This window comes from Micromonospora sp. LOL_023, from assembly GCF_048060115.1.
Lineage (GTDB): Bacteria > Actinomycetota > Actinomycetes > Mycobacteriales > Micromonosporaceae > Micromonospora_E.
Genome location: NZ_JBHMIM010000080.1, coordinates 1 through 22,825 on the forward strand (window position 1 = coordinate 1; position 22,825 = coordinate 22,825).

Consider the following 22,825-nt stretch of genomic DNA (forward strand, 5'->3'; position numbering starts at 1 on the left):
CCATGTGCGGTGAGAATGCAGCAGATTGGCGTAGCCGAGGCTTGGGCCGGCAACCCTGCCCAGGAGGGCAGGCGCAGAACGAGTCAGCCTGATCCTTGGCCTGTTAACGCTCAGGATTTGGTGCCCGCTGTCGTTGCCCTCGACAGCGGGCAGATCGCGCTCCCGGACCCAGCGACCCCATCGATAGGCATCGTTTCACTTATTGCCACCCCTCGCAAGGGCAATCAAGCATGAATATCTATTCAGTCTAGGTGCTCATGGTCGTCCCGTGTCGATATGCCTTGTACCGGTTGGATCCGACGAGTTGCCAGCTGCAGGCAGGCGATCGCGATTTCGCGGGTCATCGGGCGGATCGGCGCGGTCGCGGAAAGACGGCGAAGTGGTGCTACCCGGCCGCAGCTGGGCCGGCTTCCGTAGCTAGGCGCTGAGCGACGCTGATATCCGTGATAAGGACGTTGATATGCTTTCCCAGCAATGCGCCTCGGATGGCAGCGAGTTTGTCGAGTCCACCGGCGACAGCAATCCGCCGCGGAATCGTCCGCAACTCCTCGGGACTGATGCCGAGGATACGGTCATCGAGCGGGGTGCGGACGACTTTGCCAGCTGCGTCGAAGAACCGGAGGCACACGTCGCCGATTGCACCGCCGTCGCGTAGCGCCGCGCGATCAGGCTCGGCGATGGCGTTACCGCTTTCCAGCAACAACGGCGAGGGCTCAAGGCTGCCGATACCGATCAACGCCATGGTGAGCTTCGGCCAGGTCCGAAACACATCGGCAACGGTCGGGTCTTGAAGGAGGGCCTGTCGGGCGGCTTCGGTACCGAGCATGGCTGCTGCGGGCATGAAGAGCGGCTCCGCTCCGGTCATCGCTGCGAAGCGGCTGATGAGGAGGTTTGCGCGCACTTGGACCCGGGGATTTCCAACGCCGCCGACGATCTGGACTACCTGGTCGACGACACGGGCGCGGGACGGCCGCATCCGTTCGACTGCGGCGAGCAGGGTCGCGCTCCATGAAGAAATACCGACGCGGTCACCACCGGTGAGGGTGGTCTCCAGGTAGTCAGCCGCTGCCGCACCCAGGGCCGGGAGTAGATCATCGATGCTCGATGTATCGACGATGACAGCTTCCTGCAGGTCGTACTGCTTCTCGATGGTCTCCTCCAAGTCGGTGTGCACACCGGCTGGGAGCGATACGATGGTGCGGACGATGCCGATCTCGGTAGCCCGCTTGAGCAGTCTGGACACGCGTGCCTGCGAGATGTGCAACTCCTCGGCGATGCTGGTCTGCCGCATGTTTCGTTCGTGGTACATGCGGGCGATCTTGGCGACGAGCCGGACTTGGTCGTCGCTGTACACCGCTCGTCTTTTCGTGCCGACGATTTCCTCCTAAGCCACGGCCCGGCGATGCCTTCCGGGTAATTTCAATGGTTGGCAAGCCGACCCTGCCCGATCGTAGCGCCCGTGCAGCCACGGCAGTGCGGTCGTACGGACCGCACGCCGGCCGGCACCTGGGTCACCCCCGACGTGCCAGATGGGCGGCGTCGACGATGCCGGCAGCGGAGATGCCGAAGTGGTCCAGCAGCCAGCGTGCCGACCCGGTCGGGGCGAACACGTCAGGGACGCCGACGAACCGGACGGGAACTGGATGATGTTGTACAACGGTTTCCGCGACCGCTCCGCCCAGCCCGCCGGTGGTCAGCGCTTCCTCGACAGTGACAATCGCACCGGTTTCCCGCGCTGCGGCGACAACCGCATCGACATCGAGCGGCTTCACAGTCGGCATCGACAGCACTCTTGCTTCGATACCCAGGCCGCTCAGTAGATCGGCGGCCTCCAACGCCGGGGACACGACGGTCCCGTTGGCAATGATCGTGACGTCGGTGCCTTCACGTAGCCGGACCGCTCTGCCGGCTACGAATCGGTAGTCTTCGGCATTGACCGTTGGAACGCCCATCCGGCTGACGCGGATGAAGACCGGCCCGGGATGCCCGGCCGCCCAGCGGATTGCCTGGGCGGTCTCGGTGGGGTCGCTGGGCACGACGACACTCAGATTCGGGATCGCACGCAGCCAGGCTAGATCCTCGATCGAGTGATGGGTGGGCCCGAGTTCGCCGTAGGCCATACCCGGACTCATACCGCACAGGTTGATGTTGCGGTTCGAGTACGCGGCGTCGACCTTGATCTGCTCAAGCGCGCGGGCGGTGAGAAAGCACGAAGCGGCCGAGACGAACGGGATCTTCCCGCCGTTGGCGAGGCCGGCAGCGACTCCTACCATGTCCTGTTCGGCGATGCCGACATTGATGAGTCGGTCGGGATACCGGCGCTGGAACTCACTGAGTTTACTGGAACCGACCGAGTCGTTGACGACCGCGACTACCCGACGATCGACCTCTGCTAATTCAATGAGGGTCGTCGCATAGGCGTCGCGGCAGTCGTGCAGTGCCTGGTCGGTAGTCGTGGCGCTCACTATGTCTCCAGCTCAGCGAGGGCGGCAGCCACCTGGTCGGCGTTAGGGACCTTGTGGTGCCATGCGACGTTGTCACTCATGAAGGTGATGGGGTGGCCCTTGATCGTATGGGCGATCACGAACGTGGGTCTGCCGGCGGTCGGAGCGTGATTGAATACGTCGATCAGCGCGCCGTGGTCGTGGCCGTCGACCTCGATCGGCTGCCAGCCGAATGCGCGCACCTTGTCCGCCAGAGGTTCCAGGTCGTTGGTGTCGGCGACGCGGGCACCTTGTTGCAGCCGGTTGCGGTCGACAATGGCGGTGAGGTGCTCCAGCCGGTAATGGGCGGCCGTCATCATTGCTTCCCAGTTGGAGCCTTCCTGCAACTCTCCGTCACCGAGAACGACGAATGTGCGTCGGGGGGAGCCGTCGAGCTTGCCGGCAAGGGCAGTGCCGACCGCGATCGGCAGACCGTGACCGAGTGGACCGGTATTGCCCTCGACGGCGCTGACCTTGGTGCGGTCGGGATGTCCATTGAGTTTGGACATGGGCTGCATGAACGTGTCCAGGGCTGCCGGGTCGAGCAGGCCGGCGGCGGCTAGTGTCGCATAGAGGGCGCCGGCAGCATGGCCCTTGGACAGGATGAATCGGTCTCGTTCAGGATCGTCCAGCCGCTCCGGGTCGATGTTCAGCACGTGTAGGTAGAGCGTGGCGAGTACGTCGATGATGCTGAATTCGCCGCCGACGTGGCCGAGTCCAGCCGCATGGATCATGCGGATGTCGCGGCGACGGATCAGTCTGGCCCCCTCACGGACATGCGCGATGACCGCCTCCCGGCCGGCCTCGGCGCCAATGCGGCCGAGTACCGGCAGGACGGAGGCGTCGGAGGCGGTGATCGGTGCTGCGCTCACCGGTCCACCGCCATTGAACGCAGCAATGCGTCCTGCACCAGACGCTGGGCGGTGAGTGCGTCCTGCCGATGCTGGGCTTCCTGCAGTGCCGGGATGTCGAGCAGGTCCAGGCCACGGTGCACCGCCTTGAGGAACCGGATCGACAGCCGGGCGGCCTCGATGCTGTCCTCCCGGAACGGGAACTGGTCGAGCTGCCAGACGCCCTCCCAGTTGTTGACCCGCAGTGTGTAGAAGAATTCGAAAATCTCGGTGAGGTGGACGGTCCCGACCACCAGATCGTCGTCCCAGCCGCGCAGGTTGTCGTTGACGTCCATGCCGAACAGTCGACCGTGGTCGATGAGCAGTTGGGCCGCGTCCGCCGGCGACTCGCCGCCGTAAAGGGAGTGGCCGAAGTCAAGTAGGACGCCGACGTTGTCCAGCCCGATCTGCTGGATGCCCAGCAGTGAGCGGGCGGCCGAGTCCCAGGTCATGTGCACGCGTGGCTCGCGTGGCTTGTACTCGATGGCGAACCGCAGGTCGGGATGTGCGCCGGCGAGTTCCCGCATGCCGTCGACGGCCAGGGCCCAGAGCTGGCGGTGGTTGACCTGGAACGGATAGTCCCAGCCGTCCTGGCCCGGCCAGATCTTGAGGTAGTCGGCGCCGAGTTCTCGGACTACTCCCGCAGCCTCGTTCATCAGGTCGAGGGCGGCCGAGCGGACTGCCGGATCCGGGTTGGTGAATGCGCCTCTGCGGTACTTGCGTAGGTAGATCTCCGGAGTGATGCCGATCGCGCCGAGGCCGGCGGCGGCAAGTGCGTCCTTGACCTCGGACAGGCCCACGCCTGGGGTGAACGGGTAGTTCAGGTCGACCACGGACAGCTCGCCGACCTCTCCCGCGAGAGCGATCGCCTCCAACGTGGTGACGGCGGGTCCGTAGCCGTCGACTGCGTATCGGTCGACGTAGCTGGCAAAGTGCCATAGTCCGGCACCGAACCTTGGTTCATTAGGCATATCTATTCAACTCCGAAATCTGATTCAGATTAAGATTACCAGAGCCCGGCGGAGGCGCAAAGCATGCTCAGCGCCCCCACCGGTGTGGTCCGTCACTTCAGGGCGAACAAGGTGTACGTGTCGGCGTTGTCCTTCGTGATCAGCGCGCAGTCGATCGATTGCTTCTCCGGCAGGCTGGCGCTGCCCGTCCGAATCACCTCGTCTGCCTGCTCGACTGCGGTCTCCGCGATGAGCACTGCCGGCTGCAGGCCAGTGGCGAGGAGCTCACCGGCCTTGATGGCGGCGACCGCGTCCGGGCTGCCGTCGAAGCCTGCGATGATCACCTTGCCGTCCAGGCCTGCGGCCTTGACCGCGGCCAGCGCGCCGAGGGCCATCGTGTCGTTACCTGCGATGATGCCCTTGACGTCGGTGTTGCTCTGCAGGATCGTCTCGGTCTTGGTGAACGCCTCCTGCTGGTCCCAGTTGGCCGTTTCCTGGGTCACGAGCTCCATGTCCGGGTACTGGGAGATGACGCTGGTGTAGGCGCTGGAGCGGACGCCAGCGTTGGTGTCGGATGCCTTACCTGTCAGCTCGACGTAGCTGCCCGAGCCGTCCATCGCCTTGACGAACTCCTCGGCCACCAGCGCGGCGCCCTGTGAGTTGTTCGCGACGATCTGCGCCGTGGCCAGGCCGGTCTCGTTGATTTCCCGGTCGATCAGGAAGACCTTCACCCCCGCGTCGACCGCCTTGCGAATCGGTCCGACCGAGGCGTCCGCACCGGCGTTGTCGAGGATGATCGCCTTGGCATCGGCTGTGATGGCCGAGTCGATCAGTTCCGACTGCTTGTTGGGGTCGTCATCATGGGACGTCGATGTCGTCTCGTAACCTAGGGACTCGGCCTTGGCCACCGCCGCGTCGGCCTCGGCCTTGAAGAACGGGTTGTCATGCGAGGGGGTGATGACGGCGATGAGACCGCCGGCTGAGTCACTTGCCGCGTCCGTGGCCGGCTCGGTGCCGTCATCGGAACCGCATGCGGCCAGGACGAGCGTGCTGGCGACCAGCAGCGTGGCCATTCGTAGTGTGCGTGGACGGATCATTGGTACTGCCTCCTCATCGGGGAACCTGTTGTGAATGGGACGTCGGCGATGGCGGCTGTGCGGACCGTTGGCCCGCGGCCGTCGCCGCTGAAGAACGCTTGAGGCGCTGCTGGCCCTGATCCAGCAGGACGGCGAGGATGATCACTGCTCCCTTGATCACGATCTGCCAGAACGTGGAGACGCCGACCATCACCAGCCCGTCAGAGAGGAAGCCGATCACGAAGGCGCCGACCAGTGCGCCGCGGACGGTTCCGCGGCCACCAGCCAGGGAGGCGCCGCCGATCACCACTGCGGCGATCGCGTTGAGTTCGAAGGTCTCACCGGTCTGTGGGGCAGCCGAGGTCAGCTCAGAGGCGATGATCAGTCCGACCATGGCGGCGCAGAAGCCGGACAGCATGTAGACCCACATCTTGACTTTGCGGATCGGTACGCCGGACAGTTCGGCGGCCCGCTCGTTGCCGCCGACGCTGTACAGCCAGCGTCCGAACGGCATCCGGCGGATCAGCACGATCGCGAGCACGGCCAGGAGCACCATGATCCAAATGGAGGTGGGGATGCCGAGCAGGCGTCCACGGCCGAGGAAACCGAAACCGGTGTTGCCGAGCTCCGGGCTGCCCTCCAGCCGGGGGAATGTCGAGCCATCGGAGATCAGCAGGGCAATGCCGCGCGCAACATAGAGCATGCCGAGAGTGGTGATGAACGGTGCCAGATTGAAGCGCGACACCAGCAGTCCGTTGAGCGCACCGACCAGCATGCCGACCACGAGGGAAATGACGATCACCGCCCACACCTGCGGGTAGAGGACGACGTCGAAGGAGTTGATCTCCCAACCCTGCAGCAGCACGCCAGCGACGATGCCGGACAGCCCTACGATCGATCCGACCGACAGGTCGATGCCACCCGTGAGGATCACCAGCAGCATGCCAAGGGCGAGGATTGCGTTGATCGCCACGTGCCGGGTCATCGTGATCAGGTTGCTGCTGGTCAGGTACGTGTCGGACAGCGAGGCGAAGATGACCACGATGACCGCGAGGGCGATGAACGCGCGCAGTTCCAGGGCGGCGTCTCCCAGCCGCCGGATCCAGGCGGGACCTGACCGCTCCGCAGGTTCGTTCGCGCCGGCCGTGGCGGTGGCCAACTGGCTGGTGCGGATGCTGGTCATTCGGGGGCTCCGTTCAGCGGACGAGGCGGCTCGGCTTCGCCGGAAGCTGCCATGAGCTGTTCCTTCGTAGTGGTCGTCGGGTCCAGGACCTGCACCGCGCGGCCGCGATACATCACCACTACACGCGTCGCCGCGTGTAGTGCCTCGCCCAGTTCGGAGGTGGCGAACAACACCGCTATGCCCTGCCGTGCCTGCTCCGCCATCAGCGTGAAGATGTCCGCCTTGGCACCGACGTCGATACCCCGGGTCGGTTCGTCCAGTAGCAGCACCTGCGGATCGGTCAGCAGCGCCTTGCCGATGACCACCTTCTGCTGATTGCCGCCGGACAGCGACGTGATCGCCGCACCCGCGCCGGATGTCTTGACCGTGACCCGGGAGATCGCCTTACCGATCACGCTTGCCTCCTGTGCGCGGGCGATCAGCGGGCCGAGTCGCAGCCGTCCGATCGCCGCCAGTGACAGGTTCTCGCCGACTGACATGGTCTGCACCAGGCCGTCGCGTTGGCGGTCCTCCGGCACCAGGACGAGCCCGAGATCGATCCGGTCTGCGATGCTCGCCGAGGTGACGTCCCGGCCGCGCACCACGACTGAGCCGGCGCGTACCGGCAGCCGCCCGGCCAGTGCCTCGAGCAACTCGGTACGGCCGGCACCCATCAGTCCGTACAGGCAGACCACCTCCCCGGCCCGGACGGTCAGGTCCAGGTCGTCGACGGCGAGGCGGGCAGGGTTCGTCGGGTCCACCACGCTGACGCCACTGATCTGTAGCAGCGGCTCGCCGACCGGCGCGGTCAACTGTGGGTACAGGTCGTCGGGGCTGCGTCCGACCATGTTCGCCACGATCCAGGCCAGGTCTACCTCGCTGGCGCGGGCGGTAGCGACCAGCGCGCCGTCGCGCAGCACGGCGACGTCGTCGGCGATCTCCAGCGCCTCCTCCAGATGGTGCGAGATGTAGACGATCGCTACCCCGTTGCCGGTCAGCTCGCGGATCACCCGGAAGAGGACCTCGACCTCGGACGCGCTCAGCGCGGAGGTCGGCTCGTCCATGATGAGCACCCGGGTATCCAGTGAGATCGCCCGCGCAATCTCGACGACCTGCTGCTGACCGAGACGGAGGTCGCCGACCAGGATGTCCGGGTCGATCGGCTCCTCGAGCCGGGCCAGCAGCGCGGCGGTTGCCCGCCGCTGCCCCCGGAGATCGAGCAGACCGCCACGGCTGGTGCGCTCGCGCCCGAGGAACAGGTTGTCGGTGACGCTGAGGTTCGGGCACAGGTTGAGTTCCTGATGGATGATGGCGACACCGTGCCCGACAGCGTCGGCGGCGGATCGAAAGGCGACCGGTGCGCCATCCATCTCGATCACGCCGGTCGACGGCGTCTCCACTCCGGCCAGGATCTTCATCAACGTCGACTTGCCTGCGCCGTTCTCGCCGAACAAGGCCGTCACCGCGCCGGCGCGGATACCGAAATCGACCCCGGCCAGGGCACGGGTGCCGCCGTATACCTTGGATACCTCGCGGGTCCGCAGGACGAAGGAATCGGCGGCGGTCACGATGCCGCCTCCAGATGTACCGGTGTCACCTGGATCAGTTCGGGGTTGCTCCCGTAGGTGAACGCGCCGACGAACGACACCTGCCGCCCAGCTGCGGCCTCGGCGTCGAAGTCGGCCAAGACCTTGGTCTTCACCTGGTTGTTCAACTCGGTCGAGGCGTCGGCGTACTCCAGCTGGTTGAGAAACTGGTCGAATGTGATGAGGCCGGTCGCGTCCCGCAGCGCGGTGCCGTTGATGGCCGGTCCGATCTGCAGACTCACCTGGACACCCTCGGGAAGTCCGTCGATCTGCAGCGGCAGCAAGGTACCCGAGACGGTCCCGGCGACGGCGGTGCCCGAGGTCGCGAACGCGTACCGGGCATTCGGGCCATCACGGTGGCCGTACTGTTCCCCCGCGGCGGCCGGGTCGGTCGTGATCGCGCCCAGCAGCTCCACGATGTCGACCGCGTTCTGCTCGATCGTGGGCACCACCTCGGAGTCGTACCGCTCGGTCGCGTATCCGGCGGCGTCGAAGCGCTGCGCATCGCCAGCGGCGGCGGCACTCTCGGCGTCGACCACCTTGGTGGTCGACGCGATCGCAATCAGCAGTGCGACCAGGACCGCGCCGCCGATCAGTGGCGGGCGGCGCAGCAGCGCCAAGCCGGTCGGTCGAGCTGTCGGCGTCATCGCGGAGAGGCTCCTTTCGTTGCGGGTCGTCGGGTCGCTCAGCGGCTGGAACTGTTGTCTGCTCGCACGTCTGCCCGTGACCGGGCGACCGCGTTGGCCCATTCGGCCCTGCGGCCGGCTCGCACCTCTGCGGCCATTCTCGGCTCGACCACCGTGCCGTCCGGCGTCGACAGGTCGGCCTCGGATTGGCCAAGCGCACGTCGTGCCAGGGTGGCCGCGCCAAGCGCGGACGCGTCCGCGGCGTCCGCCACTCGTATCGGCCGGCCCAACAGGTCTGCCTGCAGTTGCATGAGCCGGCGATTGGCGGTGGCGGCACCGTCGGTGTGTAACACGTCGATCGCGGCCGAGTCCGCCTCGACGGTGTCCAGGACGTCGGCGACCTGATGGGCTACGGCCTCCAGCGCGGCCATGGCCAGGTGCGCACGGTCCGTGCCGCCGGTGACACCGGTGAGGATGCCGGTCGCGGTCCGGTCCCAGTAGGGGGCGCCGAGCCCCGAGAACGCCGGTACGAAATGCACTCCGCCGGAGTCGCCAACGGTGTCAGCGACCTTCTCGAGCAGTGTGACGTCCGCCAGGCCCAGGGTGCGGGCCATCCAGGCCAGCGCGGCGCCGGAAGCGATGATGTTGCCTTCCCTGGCGTAGGTCGGCGCGTTCGTCAACCACGCCAGGGTGGTGGCGACCCCGACGGGCCGATCACCAGGCCCGGCGACCGGCGCCATTACCGACGAACCGGTTCCGTAGGTCGCCTTCGCCGTACCCGGCAGGTGGCATCCGTGCTGGTAGAGGGCAGCGTGCGAGTCAGCCAGGACCGCGGCCACCGGCAGCCCGGCGGGGATGACCCCGAGGTCGGCGGTCACCCCGAAGCCGGCGTCGGAGGCTCGGACCTCGGGCAGGACTTCCCTCGGTACGCCGAAGGCGTCCAGCAGGTCGTCGCTCCAGTCGAGCGTCGCAAGGTCGAACAGCAGGGTGCGGGAAGCGTTGCCGGCCTCGCTGGCGAAGACGGCCCCGCCGGTGAGGTTCCAGACCAGCCAGGCATCGACAGTGCCGACCGCGATGTCGGCCCGTGCGGCGGCACTACGGCCGGAGAAACCCGCGTCCCGCAGCAGCCAGGCCATCTTGGGTGCGGAGAACATCGGGTCGAGGGGCAGACCGGTCCGACGGAGTACCGTCTCGGTGAAGCCGGACGCGGCCAGGTCACGGCACTGGTCGTTCGCCCGTGCGTCCTGCCAGCTGAGCACCGGGCCGACCGGCACCCCGGTCGAGCGTTCCCAGGCAACAACCGATTCCCGCTGACTGGAGACGGCCACCGCGGTGGGGGTCGTGCCGCCAGAGGCGTCCAGACACTCACCCACTGCCCTCAGAACGCTGTCCCATAGTTCGTTGGCGTCCTGCTCGACCCAACCGGGGCGGGGGAAGGTGACACCGGCCGGTGCGGAACCGCGGGCGAGGAGCACGCCAGAGTCACTGACGAGCAACGCCTTCGTGTTGGTGGTGCCCTGGTCCACCGACAGAATCGTGTCCATCATCACCTCTTGAATATTGATTCGGTGTTGAATCAACTCTCGGTCAGGTTACGTCCCGATGGCCGTGACGTGTCAAGACTCGGTTGCGTACTCGTTACGGGCGCGTACCTGGGGGGTCGTCCAGAAGTGGGCGTAGCGGACATCTGCGCACGGATTCTGCCGTGAGACGCGTCCCTTGACTTCCGGCGGAGCGGGTGGTTGCCGTATCTGGTGCTTGAGCCACGACCGGCGTAGCTGCGACTTGATGCCGCGTGATCGATTGCTATACCTGCCCTTGCCGGAGATCTGGCCGTCGTGGTACCCACGTTCGCCCCGCTGGGGCGATGAACCCGTCGGCCAGTACGCCGTCGCGGCGTGTCCGGTCGGGTCGCTGGTCGACCTCCGGCCGAGTCACCCCGCCGGCGAGTTGTCCCGGCCGAATGCCTGTCATACCCTCACTGCGGCGGCTGGCCGTCGATCAACTTCCGCGGACGATCTGCCGGATCCCGGCTGCCGCGTCCAATCGGGACCCTTCCGGCCGGCACGGCCATCCGCCACTGCCACCCACTGTCACCTCCGCTAGCGTCGATCAAGATCCGAATGGCCCTTCTGGAATGCCGGCGCGCAACCGTTCGTCTGGACCCAGCCTCCGGTGAGGTCCTGGCCAAGGTTCGCTGGTCCACTGAGAGGTCCGCCAACTCCTCACCACAACGCCAAGTACACCAACTCGAATACTAGGAGAGACGTCGTGGATGGACCGCCGGCAACTCAGGGCGCTGGGCGCCCCCAGCCACGCACAATCGTGACCACCGACATCGAGACAGACGACTACAATTCGTTGATTCGGTACTTGCTGTACACCAACGAGGTCGACACTGTGGCGATCGTCTACACGAGCTCCAGGTACCACTTCGCTGGCGACGGCAGAGGCACCAAGTTCTTTCTGCCCGACCGAGAGTACGACGAACCGGTGACCTCCTGGCGGTGGACCGGAACGCAGCACATCCAGGACCTTGTCGCCGAGTACGCGAAGGGATACCGCAACCTGCTCGTACACGATCATCGCTATCCCAGCCCCGAACACCTTCTCAGCATCGTGAAGGTCGGAAACGTCGCTTTCGAGGGGGAGATGGCGACCGACACCGAAGGCTCGAACGCGATTGCCAAGGCGCTGCTGGACGATCGAGACGACCCGCTCTACCTACAGGTCTGGGGTGGATGCAACACCATAGCCCGCGCGTTGATGGCTATCGAGGAGCGTTTTCGGGGCACGGCAAGGTGGCCGGAGATCTACGAGAAGGTCTCGGGTAAGGCCGTGATAACCATGCAGGGAAAGCAGGACGACACCTACGACGAGTACATCAGCGTCGTGTGGCCCGACATCGTCACCACCGACGCAGGGTCGGGCGTCTGGGGCTTCTACGGTAGGCATTCGACCAAGCCGGTCGACCCGGAGGCGCTCAGCTACTTCGACGGTCGGTGGATCGTCGCGAACATCCTCGAGAGCAGCCCGCTCGGCGGCAAGTACCGGGTATGGGGCGACGGCCGAGCCATGGCCGGGGATCCGCTCGACATCTTCGGCGACCTCACCGACACCAGCGGCTGGCTGCCGCCGCGCGGGCGTTTCGACTTCCTGTCAGAGGGGGACAATCCTGCGTTTCTCTACCTGTTGGATACCGGACTGCGCAGCTTGGAGGACTGGACCTACGGCGGGTGGGGGCACCGAATCGTTCAGGCCAGCACCACCCCGAACTACTGGATCTGCGGACCCGCCGAGAGAAATCAGGCCGGTGACCTCGTCGAAGGGTACAGCAGCGGGCGATGGGCCAAGGCTGCCCAACTGGACTTCGCTGCCCGCCTGACCTGGCTGACGACCGCACGGTTCGCCGACGCGAACCACCACCCTGTCGTCACGGTCCACAGCGGCCTCGACGTAAGCGCCAGGCCCGGCGCCACGATCGCCCTCTGCGCCACGGTGGATGATCCCGACGGTGACTCGGTGACCACGACCTGGTGGCAGTACCGCGAAGCTGGCACCTTCCCGGGGGAGGTCGACATCGCAGACAGCGCTGCCCTACGGACCACAGTGTCGATCCCACCGGACGCCACGCCGGGTGACACGGTTCACCTGATTCTCGAGGCGACCGACCAGGGAAACCCGCCGCTCACCCGTTACCAGCGGGTGGTCGTACGGGTCGTGCCCTAGACCCCACCGGTCGGACTACCCCGCCCCGAGGCAGACGAAGGCCGCAGCGGTGGCGTGAACCGCTGCGGCGTTCGCATCCCGGCCAGCTTGAAATGCCTGCTGAGCACCGGCCAGGGCCACCGCCGGCCCGTCGCCGGCCTGCATCCGGCGGTGCAGCTCCAGCATCAGCGCGGTGGTCAGGTCGGCTGGCACCGGCAGCACCGTCGCGATCAGGCAGCGGGCGCCCAGCGCCAGCAGCACCGCCGTGAAGCCCATCACCTCGTCGCCTGGGCGAACCCCGGTCAGGCCGGAGTCGCAGGCCGACAGGACGACCAAGCCGGGCGGGCTGGTCAGCCGTTCCAGCTCGTAGGCGGTCAACGGCCCGTCGGCCAGGTCCAGCGTCGAGAAGAGCGGGTTGTCCGCCCGGAACCGCCCGTGCGCGGCGATGTGTGCCAGTGCCGCACCGTTGAGCGCCCTGGTCACCGCGTCGGCGGTGGCGGCGGCCCCGGTGAGGGCACGGGAGCCGGGCAGGGCCGCACCGAGCTGCCGTACCTCGGTCTCGGCGGCCGGCAGCCGTGGCCCGGCGACCAGCACCGCCGGCCCGTCGGCCGCCGGGGTGTCCGGCCCGCCGGTCTGCCGGCCGGCGGCCCGCAGCCACGCCGTCGCCGATGGCGCCACGGTCACCGCCCGGCCGGCGCAGGTCGGCAGACCAGACCACGGTACGGCGTGCAGTTCGCCGATCGGCACGATCACCAGTGGCCGGTCGGTGAGCCGGTCGCGTACCGGGTCGAAAAGCTGCCGGTCCAGCGCGGCGGCGGCGTGTGCGACCCCGGCCCGGGCGTCGGCACCGACCCCGTTCCGCGCGTCGGGGCTGTCGCCGGTGGTGACCAGCCGGCGTAGTCCGAACCGGTGCAGCCGGGCCACCCGCACCGCCTCGGCCAGCGGCCCGAGGTCGTGCAACGTCGGCTGGCCGTCGCGGACCAGCACGGCGAGCAACCGCTCGCCGTGCGCGACCAGTTCCAGCAGTACGGCGTCGTCCAGCGCCGTGGCGATCTCGGCCACCCCCGGGGGCGCGAGCAGCTCACCGCCACCGCTGACCTTCCTGGCCAGCTCCCGGATCCGCTGCTCCAGGCGGGCCTGGCTGCCGCGCAGTGCCTGCACCGGGTTGCCGGCCAGCAGGGCGTCCTCCAGCGCGGTGCTGACCATCCGCAGCTCGGTCAGGGCGGTGGCCAGGTCCGGGTCGGGCGGCGGGGAGACCCGTCGCATCCGCAGCGTGTTGGCCCGCCATCGTTCCGCCCAGGTCAGCACCTGCGCCGGCGCGCTGCGCCGGATGGCGACGTCCAGCCCTTCGGCGGCAAGTTCCTGGCCGAACGTGCCGCTGTGCGCCCGCAACTCGGTCGCGCCGAGCGAGGCGCGGTGCCAGTCGAGCACCGCCAGGCCGTGGCGCAGCGCCCGGGCCGCGCCGGATTCGTCGCCGGCCAACCGGTGGCGCAGCGCGAGGGCGTACCACCCCTGGGCCCGCCGGGGTGCGGTGCCGCGCCGCCGGGCCTCCGACGCGACGGTGAGCAACTCCACGGCCCGGCCGTGCCGGCCGAGTGCGACGGCCAGCCGGGCCGCCTCGATCCTGGTGGTCAGCGCCGGACCGGGCCAGCCGGTGGCGTCGAGCTGGTCGGCGGTGCGCACCATCGAGGTGAGCAACGTCGCCGAACGGTTGCCCTGGGCGTACCCGGCCCGTAGCTCGACGTGCCGGGCGAGCGTCGCCCAGGTGCGCCGGCCCTGCCGGCGGAACCGGCTGCGGGCCGCTGCGGCGGTCTCGGCCGCGGTGGCCGGCTCGCCGGCCAGCAGCGCGGCCCGGGCCTGGGCGAGCAACGCCTCGGCCAGGTCGGAGGCCATCCCCAGGCGGCGCAGTTCCGTCACGGCGGTGCCGGCGACCGCCACCGCCTCGTCGATCAGCGGTACGGACAGCAAAAGCTCGAAGCGGTCCAGCAGCAGCGCGGGGCGAGGCACCGCCAGCCGGCGGTACTCGGCGTCCACTTCGGCGAAACAGTGCAGCGCACCGGCAACGTCACCACGTTGGCCGGTGGCGATGCCGCTGTTCCACCGGGCGTCGGCGGCGGCCAGGTCCAGCCCGAGCCGGCTGAAGATGGCCGCGGCGCGGTGCAGGTCGTCGTCGAGGACCCGGCCGGCCCCCCGGTGCCGGCCGGAAGGACTGTCGGGCCGGCCGTCGGGCCGGCCGTCGGGGTGTGCGTCGGGGTGTGCGTCGAGGTGAGCGTTGAGCAGACCCCGGTTGTTGCGGGCCCGTGCCTCCAGCAGCTGGTCACCCTCCCGCTGGGCGATCTCCACTGCCAGGTCGTAGTCGCGGACCGCTTCGTCGAACCGACCCCGGTAGTGCAGCACCACCCCACGCTGCATCCGGGCACGGCCGGCGTCGGCACCGGTCAGCTGCGGCAGGGCCAGGGTGACCGCCCGCAGCGCGGCGGTCGTCTGACCGGCGCTGGCCAGCACGTAACCGAGGCTCATCCGGGCCAGCGCCCGCAGGCGGGCGTCGTCGCCGGCGCGTACCGCCCGGCGCAGATGGCGGGCCGCGCCGGGCAGGTCGTTGAGTTCGCGCAGTGCCAGGCCAATGGCGCGTTCGGCGGTGGACCGGGCACGGGGGTCCGGCGTGTCGGCGAGTACCTGGCGGGCGATCGCGATGGCCTCGTGCGGGTAGCGTTGTACGGTATCCAGGGCCCGCTGTGCCGGGTCGACACCGGAATCGGCGGGTTCGGCCATGGTGGAGAGAATTCCCCACCTGCGCCTCCCGGGTCAACGTCGGCCTCGGGCGCCAGTCTTTCAATTGACTTCTAACTATTCTTTGAAATAATCGTGTCGGGCCCGTAACCTTCAGTGGTCGCCCTTTGTGGTGCCGACCCCGTCTCCCACCGCTTGGAGGTCAGGTGTCGCCCGACCACCACCCCGTCGTGCCAGGTCCGCCCAGGCAGATTTCCCGCCGGCGTCTGATGGGGTGGTCCGCGCTGGCCGCCGCAGCGCTGCCACTCGGGCCTGTCGGGCCGAGCGGCTCGGCCGTCGGGCCGCCGTCGAACAGCGGCGACCGGTCCCTCGACGAGAGCTACCAGCGCGCGTTCCGGGAGATCGTGGCCGCCCATCCGGCCGTACGGCGGCACACCCCCGCCGGCAAGGAGTTCCTCTACCGCCCCCGGCAACTGCTGGTCGCCCCGGCCGACGTCCAGCGGGTGACGGCCCGGCTGCGCGCCGACGGCCACCAGGTCACCGAGGATGCCGGCTTCGGCCGGGTGAGCCGACTACGCTTCCACCAGGAGACCGACGTCCCGGCCGTGGTCGACAAGCTCCGCGACCCGAGCCAGTGGCCGGGCGGACGGGCCCCGCAGGTCCAGCCACACCACGTACTGATCGGCTTCGGCAACATCATGGGCAACCCCGGCGGGCCGCCCCGCGTCGCGCCGGCACTGCCCCCGCCGGACCCGGCCCGGCTAGGTGAAGGCGCCGGCGTCACCGTCGGTGTCTGCGACACCGGCATCTGGCGGTTGGCCGGCGACGCGCACCCGTTGTGGCTCGGTGGCAGCTACCTGCCGGAACCCGACGACGAGGACCCGCTCTACCTCAGCGGCACCCAACTGGCCCTGCAGGGCGGGCATGGCACCTTCGTCGCCGGCGTCGTGCGCCAGGCCGCCCCCGGGGTACGCGTCGACCCGGAGCCGGCACTGGACGCCAACGGCATCGGCGACGAGGAGAGCCTGGTCGCCGCGATCAGCCGGCTCAGCCCGCAGGTGACGATCGTCAACCTGTCCCTCGGCTACTTCACCCAGCACGACCAGCCGCCGCTGCCACTGGTCAACACCCTTGCGTCGCTGGCCAAGTCGACGGTGGTGGTCGCCTCGGCCGGCAACGCCGGCACCAACCGCCCAGCCTGGCCGGCGGCATTGGCCAGGGTGCTGGCCGTGGCGGCGGTCGAGCCGGGCGACAACACTCCGGTGCCGGCCAGCTACAGCAGCCACGGATCGTGGGTGGACGCCAGCGCGTACGGTGACCGCGCCAGCACGTACGTCGCCGGTCAACTGATCCTGCCCGGCCAACCGGTCCTGCCGTTTGAGGGCTTCGCCGCCTGGGCCGGCACATCCTTCGCCACCGGCCATGTCTCCGGCCGGATCGCCGCCCTGATGACCGGGGCCGGGCTGGACGCCCCCGCCGCGGCGGCGGCGATGACTGCCGGCCCGGCCTGGCATCCCGACTACGGCGTGCTGATCGGATGAGCCAGCCCGCCGCCGGGGGCAGCCACGACGCCGTACCTGGTGGGCGCCGCGACGCCGCACCCGGGGAAGGCCGCGACGCCGTACCCGACCTGGTGTCCGCCGCCGCGGCGGGCGACGAGACCGCCTGGGCCGGCCTGGTCCACCGCTACACCCCACTGGTGGCGACGGTGATCCGCAGCCACAGACTCGACCCCACCGACGCGGCCGACGTCAACCAGACGGTCTGGCTACGGCTGGTCGAGAACCTGAGCCGGCTGCGTGAGTCTTCCGCACTGCCCGCCTGGCTGGTGACCACCACCCGCCGGGAATGCCTCCGGATGCTCCGGCTCGGCCGGCGCACCCAGCCATTCGACCCGTACGACGAGTCGGTCGACGCGCACGTCGGCACCCTGCTGCTGGTCGATCCGTCCACTCCCGACGAAGACTTGCTGCGCGCCGAGCGGAGCCAGGCACTGCGGGACGCGTTCGCCGAATTGGCGGTCCGCTGCCGGGAACTACTCACACTACTCGTCGGGGACCCGCCGGCCAGCTACCGTGAGATCGGCGAGCGCCTCGGCATACCGATCGGCAGCGTCGGTCCGACCCAGGCCCGATGCCTGGCGAAGCTGCGCAACTGTGCAGCCCTCGCCCGCTACATCGGCCGCGCGCCGAATGGGGCGCCACCGGGCAACGGAGGTGAACGCGATGCGGCAGTGGCCACCAGACAGTGACGACGAGCTGCTGATCGAGCTGGGTGCTGCTCTGCGCGAGTCGGGTCCGGTGTCGGAGCAGTTCATCGACGCGGCGCTGGCCGCCTTCAGCTGGCGGACCGTCGACGCGGAGCTGGCAGTCGCAGAGTTGATCTTCGACTCGGCCTGCGACCGTGAGCCGGCCGGGCTGACCCGCTCCGCCGGCACCGACCGGAGGTTGACCTTCCGTTCCGGCCCGGTGGTACTCGCGATCGAGGTCACCGCCTTCGGGGTGGTCGGCCAACTTTCCCCCGCCGGACCCGGCCGGCTCAGCGCGCGGTCCGCCGCCGGGCAGTACGAGGACGTGCCGGTGGACGAGGTCGGCTTCTTCTCGATGGGCGTACCGCCGGCCGGCCCGGTGCAGCTGCGGGCCACCAGCGCGACGTACAAGGTCCGGACCTGCTGGGTCAGCCTGCGCTGAGCCAGCAGATCCGGACCTGCTGGAGCGGAGGTCACGGGTCCCGGACGCGACCTTCACCCCTGCCCTACGGGATGGCTACTGTTGCCGCTTGCCGACCGTCACGTCGTAGCGGACCCCGCCCAGGTCGGCCCGATCCTTGCCGGTGATGTCCGGGCCGACCTGCGTCACGAGTACGGCGATCGGCTCTTGCGTCGGCTTGGTGGCGGTGAACAGCAGCCGCATGGTCAGCCGTTCATTGCCGCGCAGCATCAGGTTGTCCAGACTGGCCTGGCCCGGTTCGACAATCTCGACCTGGTTGCGGCCAACTTCCCGGATGCCCTTGCCTGCCTTGCCGCCCTCGACCCAGCGCGCGAACAGCGTCGGCCCGAGATCCACCACGAGTCGGCCACCGGCGGTGCGCAGCGGAGCGCCGTCCTCGGTGAAGACCACGCTGTTGCGGGTCGGCTCCCGCAGGACGTTGCCGATCGCGAACGGCCGCTCCTCGGTCTGCCCGTTACCCGGCAGCGCCACCGAGTTGACGTTGCGCCAGGCGATGTTGTTGTTGTTCCGGGTGTTCTGCGGGGTGTCCGGGCCTTCGACGGTCATCGGATCGTTGGCGGAGACCCAGCGGGTCAGCAGGCAGAAGTGTCCCGGGCCGGGGACACCGTTCCACGGAATGGTGACCGTGGTGACCCCGGGGGCGACGGACACCGAGGTCCAGCCGATCTCGGTCCAGTGAATGGGCCAGGAGGCGCCGCCGCCGGGGGTGGTCCGGTAGACGTGGAGCTCGCCCTGCTCGGTCACCGGATTGGCGTACGGTCCGGGGTTGCGCAGCTTGACGAAGATGTAGTTGGTCTGCCCGATGATCGGGTTCTGACTGACCGCACACTCCACGGCGGTGTTGCAAACCTTGATGTCGGGGCTCTGCCAGATCGAGCCGAGGTTGTGTGGCTGGAGCCCGACGTCACTCGAGTTGTCCATCATCCAGACATCGGCGGCCGCGGCGAGGCTGCCGTTGTCGGTCGAACGGTCGAGAGCCGCGGCGGTCGCCGAGGTGACCGGGAGCAGCAGCGCCATGGCTGCCACGCCGATCAGAGCGAGCGTGGATCGGCGTACGCGTTGTGTCAGACGCGTGGACAAGGTTTCCTCCCGAAGGTAGGAGTGCGGCGACCGGCGTGGTGCCGACGGTCACCGAGGTGGACACTTCTACCGAGCGGAATCGATGCTGAAAAATACCTTGGATGAGCCGGGTTCGTTGTCAGATGGCGCAAATTAGCTCGAAACCAGGATGTAAGGCTCTGGCCAGCGGCTCAGGACTCGGCGCCGGATGCATCCGGGTCGCCGACCGGCGTCGCCAACTCGGCGGCGAGTTCGTCCAGAAACGCATCCACCTGTTGACGGTCGTAACCGCGCAGGGCGATCGGGAACCTCGCGTCCTGGATCTTGCCGCCGGCGGTGACCCGCCGCGGGTCGCCCGGTGGCAACGACAGGGCGTCGCGGCCCGTGCGCACCAGCCCGTCGACGGCGTCGCTGTCGTATCCGCGTAGGACGATGGTGAAGTCCGGGCCTGCTGAACTGTCGGAGCGTGGCTCGCGTGCGTCGATGAACCGGTCCCCGGCGTACCGGGTCAGCGCCTCGGCCACCTGCTCGGGTGACTCCTTGACATCGCCGAGGTCGAGCAGCACCGCGCAGCCGCCGTCGTACGCCGTACTGCTGGCAGTCATCGGCAGACCGACGTCCGCGCCGTCGGCGGCGGTCAGCAGCAGTCGCGGCGACGGCCGGACATTGCCGGCGCCCGGTGCGGGCTGGTCGAGGACGACCGTCGCGACGTCGTTCCACGGTACGGAGCGGGCGGCGCCCTTGCTCCGGAACGTCAACCCGTCGGCCCCGATCCGAAACCGGAACGGCCGGACCGCGTAGAAGACGAGTACGCCACCGATCAGCGCCCCGCCGGCCCCCAGAAATACCGCCCGAAGAATCCGCATCGGGCCGTCGATCGGCAGGCAGAGCAGGATGAACACGCCGAAAACAAGCAGACTGAGACCCGTTCCGAGCCCGCCGCGCCGCTTGTGCAGCTCCACGTCAACCTCCTGCGACGCTCCGGAAGGGCGGAGTGCACTTCGGAGGGTGCTCATCCTAGAAGGTATGGGCAAGATTCCCGGCGACTGCACAGTTTCTGGTGAGACCGGGCGTTGCCGATCGAGGACAATGAACGAGTCCGCGTGTGCGGCGCCCGACGGCCGACGCGCTGCTCACTGGAGGTGCGCGTATACCGTCCGACCCTGGTCCGCTCGCCGACCCGCTGGCGTTGCGCGCCCTCGTCGCGGGCTGCGACCCAGCGGAGCTGCGGCGTCTGCTGGTGGATCACCTGCTGCCGCCGGCTGTTCGGCGATGCGCGGGCGGCACTGTTGGCAGCTGGGCCGCGCTGACGATGGTGCGACCGGCGTCGGTCCGTGACGAACTCCGGGCAGCGCGGCTACTCCTTGACCGGCAACCCGGACCTGACCATGATGGCCGGTGTCCGGGGTGCGGCCGGTTGTACTGCGAGTGTTCGGCCGGCCGCGGCGTCGTCATGATCAGTCCGCGCATAGTCCGTGGCGGTCCCGCCTCCGAAGCTGGTTGGCACGGCCGGCCGGTGCCGCACGGACTGCCGCCCCGGCCCTCAGGCCGGGGCGGTTCCCCGTGGCGCTGGCTCACCGCGACCGGACCACGTTCATCGAGGGCAAACCGCAAAGCGGCGCGGCAGCCGATCGCCCCCGTCTTCGGCGGTGGCCGACCATCCTCGCGGTCGTAACGGCCGTCGTGCATCCTCTGGGGGGCCGATGGCGTACCGGCTGGCTGGGGGCCGGCTGGGTCACCACGGGGGGTGCGGCATGTTGCGCTGCGACCAGAGGCGGACCGCGCTGCGGGTGTTCGGCCGGCATGGTCACCTGCCACGACGATGGCCGAACGGTGGATCTGCGTACGGGCTGGTCGGCTGGCCTCCACAGCGTGCTTCCATCCAGCAGCAGGAGTCGTACAAGATTCCGGTACGATAGTGGTACGGTATTCCTGTACCGGCTGGAAGGAGTGCAACCATGTCCATCAGCGCAAGCGAAGCGCGGCAACGCCTGTTCCCCCTTATCGAGCGTGTCAACGCCGACCACGACCCTGTGCGCATCAGCTCGCGCAGCGGGGACGTGGTGCTCATGTCGGCGGAGGACTACGACGCCTGGCAGGAAACCGTGTACCTGCTTCGGTCTCCCGCGAATGCGAGGCGGCTCATGGAAGCCGTCGCCCGAGACCGAGCGGGCGGCCCCTCGATCGCGAAGACCATGGATGAGCTAAGGGAGTTGGCCGGGGGCGAGGAGTGAGCGGGGTCAACTTCGATCCCGACGCTTGGGAAGACCTGCTCTTCTGGCTCGCCTCGGATCGGAAGAAGGCCCGCCGGATCACCCGTCTGATCGGCGAGATCCAGCGCGACCCGTTCGCCGGCGTCGGCAAGCCGGAACCCCTGAAAGGCGACCTGTCCGGCTACTGGTCACGGCGGATAGATGACGAACACCGCCTCGTGTACCGGGCCGATGAGAAGGAAGTGAAGATCATCAAGGCCAGGTACCACTACAGCGACTGATCGGCACCGCGCAGTTCGGTGAGGTGCCCCCGGCAGGATTCGAACCTGCGACATACGGTTTAGGAAGGCGACTCAGCGGAGCCGGCCGGCACGGCTTCCATCAGGCGCAACAGGTCGACCGGCCGGGGCAGCAGAGCACGCCGTTGCACGTACTCTGCACGCCAGCGGCGGGACCCGGCACGGTGGCATCCGGTAGTAGGATCGGCGTGTGAAGCCCGACGAGACCACTCCTGAGCCGCCGACGGCGGCGCAGCGCTTGGCGGCTGCCCTGGGTCAGCCGCTGCCGCTGCCGCTGAGCGCGGATGAGCTTGCGGAGCTGGAAGCGGCGCAGGATCGTGCGGACGCCGACGCTGAGCGGATCTGGGGCGTACGGGGGCAGGCGGCGGCGTGAGGCTACGCCCGCCACGGGTCTTCGACGGCTCGGCACTGATTGATCTGTTTCACGGCTACCGCGAGCTTGGAGAGCTGCTCGACCAGGCCGAGTCCGGCTGGCTGCAGATCCTGCTACCCACGACGGCGATCGCTGAGGCCGAAGAGACGTTGAACGCCGGCCGGAGCGGCTGGGAAGGCATCCTGCTGACTCAGGGAGTGCAGTCACTGCCGCTGACCGAGCACACCGCCATCGAGATCGGTGGCTGGCCAGGAAGCCTGACCGCCCGGCACGTCGTGCATGAGGCTGCGGCCGTACGCGGTGTCGTGGTGACCCGCTCGCCGGGCACCTACAGCGGTTTACGCGTCCCGCTGCTGGTGGTGTGAGCGGAAGTCTGCTGCCTTCCTCTGCGTCGCCGACGGGTGGTCGCGGCTGGCCGGTGCCGTACGGGTTATCGCCCCGGCCTTTTGGTCGGGGCGGCTCGCCGTGGCGGCGGTTGCCCGCGACCTGGGCCACGTTGACCGGTGGCAAGCCGCGAAGCGGCGCGGCAGCCGATCGCCCCACCCTCGACGGCGGCCGACCACCCTCGCGACCGTCACGGCACCAACTGCGGTTGGCATGATTCGTTGATGAACTTGGACGACACCGGTGCGGTACAAAGCCGGGAGGATCTGGTGGCCTACTTGCGGTCCTTGGCAGCGGCATCGGCTGCGCCTCCGGAGTGCTGGGAGAACACTGAGCTGCCTCGCTACCTGGAAGCCATGTCAGCGTGGATCGGAAGTATGGACGGGTGGGCGCGCAATCAGGGTCGGGAGCTGCCTGATCAACCGATGTGGTCGATGGTGGCGGACATCCTTCGAGCTGCGCGCGCTGTCAACGGTCAGTTGGTTCGCCGGGTGGGCGGACGTGGGGCATCCGGGCAGGCGGACAGCTTTTCTCCGGATGGGCGGTCACGAGATCTG

Annotated in this window: 21 protein-coding genes; 9 read left to right on the forward strand and 12 right to left on the reverse strand. The window is 68.5% G+C overall.

The features are described 5' to 3' along the window. Positions 1-385: 385 nt before the first annotated feature. From ACFHVL_RS28290 to ACFHVL_RS28330, 9 genes are all read right to left on the reverse strand, one after another. The gene (locus ACFHVL_RS28290; protein WP_416631531.1) at positions 386-1,354 is read right to left on the reverse strand and encodes a sugar-binding transcriptional regulator; all 969 of its coding nucleotides are present in this window, start codon (positions 1,352-1,354) and stop codon (positions 386-388) included. 157 nt (positions 1,355-1,511) lie between these two features. Further along, complete coding sequence (locus tag ACFHVL_RS28295; RefSeq protein ID WP_416631532.1) at positions 1,512-2,465, reverse strand: transketolase family protein; 954 nt, start codon at positions 2,463-2,465, stop codon at positions 1,512-1,514. Beyond that, the gene (locus tag ACFHVL_RS28300; protein ID WP_416631533.1) at positions 2,465-3,355 is read right to left on the reverse strand and encodes a transketolase; all 891 of its coding nucleotides are present in this window, start codon (positions 3,353-3,355) and stop codon (positions 2,465-2,467) included. The genes ACFHVL_RS28295 and ACFHVL_RS28300 overlap by 1 nt, the downstream gene beginning before the upstream one ends. Next, on the reverse strand, positions 3,352-4,344 hold the full coding sequence (locus ACFHVL_RS28305) for a TIM barrel protein (RefSeq protein ID WP_416631534.1): 993 nt from the start codon (positions 4,342-4,344) through the stop codon (positions 3,352-3,354). The genes ACFHVL_RS28300 and ACFHVL_RS28305 overlap by 4 nt, the downstream gene beginning before the upstream one ends. 92 nt (positions 4,345-4,436) lie before the next feature. After that, the gene (locus ACFHVL_RS28310) at positions 4,437-5,396 is read right to left on the reverse strand and encodes a D-ribose ABC transporter substrate-binding protein (protein WP_416631536.1); all 960 of its coding nucleotides are present in this window, start codon (positions 5,394-5,396) and stop codon (positions 4,437-4,439) included. Positions 5,397-5,433: 37 nt separating this feature from the next. After that, complete coding sequence (locus ACFHVL_RS28315) at positions 5,434-6,582, reverse strand: ABC transporter permease (protein ID WP_416631538.1); 1,149 nt, start codon at positions 6,580-6,582, stop codon at positions 5,434-5,436. Then, positions 6,579-8,129, reverse strand: coding sequence for a sugar ABC transporter ATP-binding protein (locus ACFHVL_RS28320; RefSeq protein WP_416631540.1), 1,551 nt, complete (start codon positions 8,127-8,129; stop codon positions 6,579-6,581). Before ACFHVL_RS28320 ends, ACFHVL_RS28315 begins: the two co-directional genes overlap by 4 nt. After that, positions 8,126-8,794: a DUF2291 family protein gene (locus tag ACFHVL_RS28325; protein ID WP_416631541.1), complete on the reverse strand. Its 669-nt coding sequence runs from the start codon at positions 8,792-8,794 to the stop codon at positions 8,126-8,128. Before ACFHVL_RS28325 ends, ACFHVL_RS28320 begins: the two co-directional genes overlap by 4 nt. 38 nt (positions 8,795-8,832) lie before the next feature. Continuing rightward, the gene (locus ACFHVL_RS28330; RefSeq protein ID WP_416631542.1) at positions 8,833-10,317 is read right to left on the reverse strand and encodes an FGGY family carbohydrate kinase; all 1,485 of its coding nucleotides are present in this window, start codon (positions 10,315-10,317) and stop codon (positions 8,833-8,835) included. A gap of 781 nt (positions 10,318-11,098) precedes the next feature. Here ACFHVL_RS28330 and ACFHVL_RS28335 point away from each other — a divergent pair. Beyond that, complete coding sequence (locus ACFHVL_RS28335; RefSeq protein WP_416631544.1) at positions 11,099-12,502, forward strand: nucleoside hydrolase-like domain-containing protein; 1,404 nt, start codon at positions 11,099-11,101, stop codon at positions 12,500-12,502. 15 nt (positions 12,503-12,517) lie between these two features. Here the strand turns inward: ACFHVL_RS28335 and ACFHVL_RS28340 are convergent, their stop codons facing one another. After that, positions 12,518-15,253: a CHAT domain-containing protein gene (locus ACFHVL_RS28340; protein ID WP_416631545.1), complete on the reverse strand. Its 2,736-nt coding sequence runs from the start codon at positions 15,251-15,253 to the stop codon at positions 12,518-12,520. Between the two features lie 188 nt (positions 15,254-15,441). On the opposite strand from ACFHVL_RS28340, the gene ACFHVL_RS28345 reads away from it, so the two are divergent. Genes ACFHVL_RS28345 through ACFHVL_RS28355 form a run of 3 tightly spaced genes read left to right on the forward strand, consistent with a single transcriptional unit; the run spans position 15,442 to position 17,901 of the window. Further along, on the forward strand, positions 15,442-16,752 hold the full coding sequence (locus ACFHVL_RS28345; RefSeq protein WP_416631546.1) for a S8 family peptidase: 1,311 nt from the start codon (positions 15,442-15,444) through the stop codon (positions 16,750-16,752). Continuing rightward, entirely contained in the window at positions 16,749-17,462 is a 714-nt protein-coding gene (locus ACFHVL_RS28350; protein ID WP_416631547.1) for an RNA polymerase sigma factor, read from the forward strand. Before ACFHVL_RS28345 ends, ACFHVL_RS28350 begins: the two co-directional genes overlap by 4 nt. Continuing rightward, positions 17,437-17,901, forward strand: a complete 465-nt coding sequence (locus ACFHVL_RS28355; RefSeq protein WP_416631548.1) for a hypothetical protein — start codon at positions 17,437-17,439, stop codon at positions 17,899-17,901. The genes ACFHVL_RS28350 and ACFHVL_RS28355 overlap by 26 nt, the downstream gene beginning before the upstream one ends. Before the next feature lie 75 nt (positions 17,902-17,976). Here ACFHVL_RS28355 and ACFHVL_RS28360 read toward each other — a convergent pair whose 3' ends face one another. Both ACFHVL_RS28360 and ACFHVL_RS28365 read right to left on the reverse strand, forming a co-directional pair. After that, the gene (locus ACFHVL_RS28360; protein WP_416631550.1) at positions 17,977-19,020 is read right to left on the reverse strand and encodes a hypothetical protein; all 1,044 of its coding nucleotides are present in this window, start codon (positions 19,018-19,020) and stop codon (positions 17,977-17,979) included. 170 nt (positions 19,021-19,190) lie between these two features. Further along, positions 19,191-19,961, reverse strand: coding sequence for a DivIVA domain-containing protein (locus ACFHVL_RS28365; protein WP_416631551.1), 771 nt, complete (start codon positions 19,959-19,961; stop codon positions 19,191-19,193). Positions 19,962-20,957: 996 nt separating this feature from the next. Between ACFHVL_RS28365 and ACFHVL_RS28370 the strand changes: the two genes are divergently transcribed. From ACFHVL_RS28370 to ACFHVL_RS28390, 5 genes are all read left to right on the forward strand, one after another. Then, positions 20,958-21,233, forward strand: a complete 276-nt coding sequence (locus tag ACFHVL_RS28370) for a type II toxin-antitoxin system Phd/YefM family antitoxin (protein WP_416631552.1) — start codon at positions 20,958-20,960, stop codon at positions 21,231-21,233. Next, entirely contained in the window at positions 21,230-21,493 is a 264-nt protein-coding gene (locus tag ACFHVL_RS28375) for a Txe/YoeB family addiction module toxin (protein ID WP_416631553.1), read from the forward strand. Before ACFHVL_RS28370 ends, ACFHVL_RS28375 begins: the two co-directional genes overlap by 4 nt. 208 nt (positions 21,494-21,701) lie before the next feature. Beyond that, positions 21,702-21,884, forward strand: coding sequence for a hypothetical protein (locus ACFHVL_RS28380; protein WP_416631554.1), 183 nt, complete (start codon positions 21,702-21,704; stop codon positions 21,882-21,884). Next, on the forward strand, positions 21,881-22,249 hold the full coding sequence (locus tag ACFHVL_RS28385; protein ID WP_416631555.1) for a hypothetical protein: 369 nt from the start codon (positions 21,881-21,883) through the stop codon (positions 22,247-22,249). The genes ACFHVL_RS28380 and ACFHVL_RS28385 overlap by 4 nt, the downstream gene beginning before the upstream one ends. 243 nt (positions 22,250-22,492) lie before the next feature. Continuing rightward, positions 22,493-22,825: hypothetical protein (locus tag ACFHVL_RS28390; protein WP_416631556.1), on the forward strand; the 333-nt coding region annotated here is incomplete at its 3' end.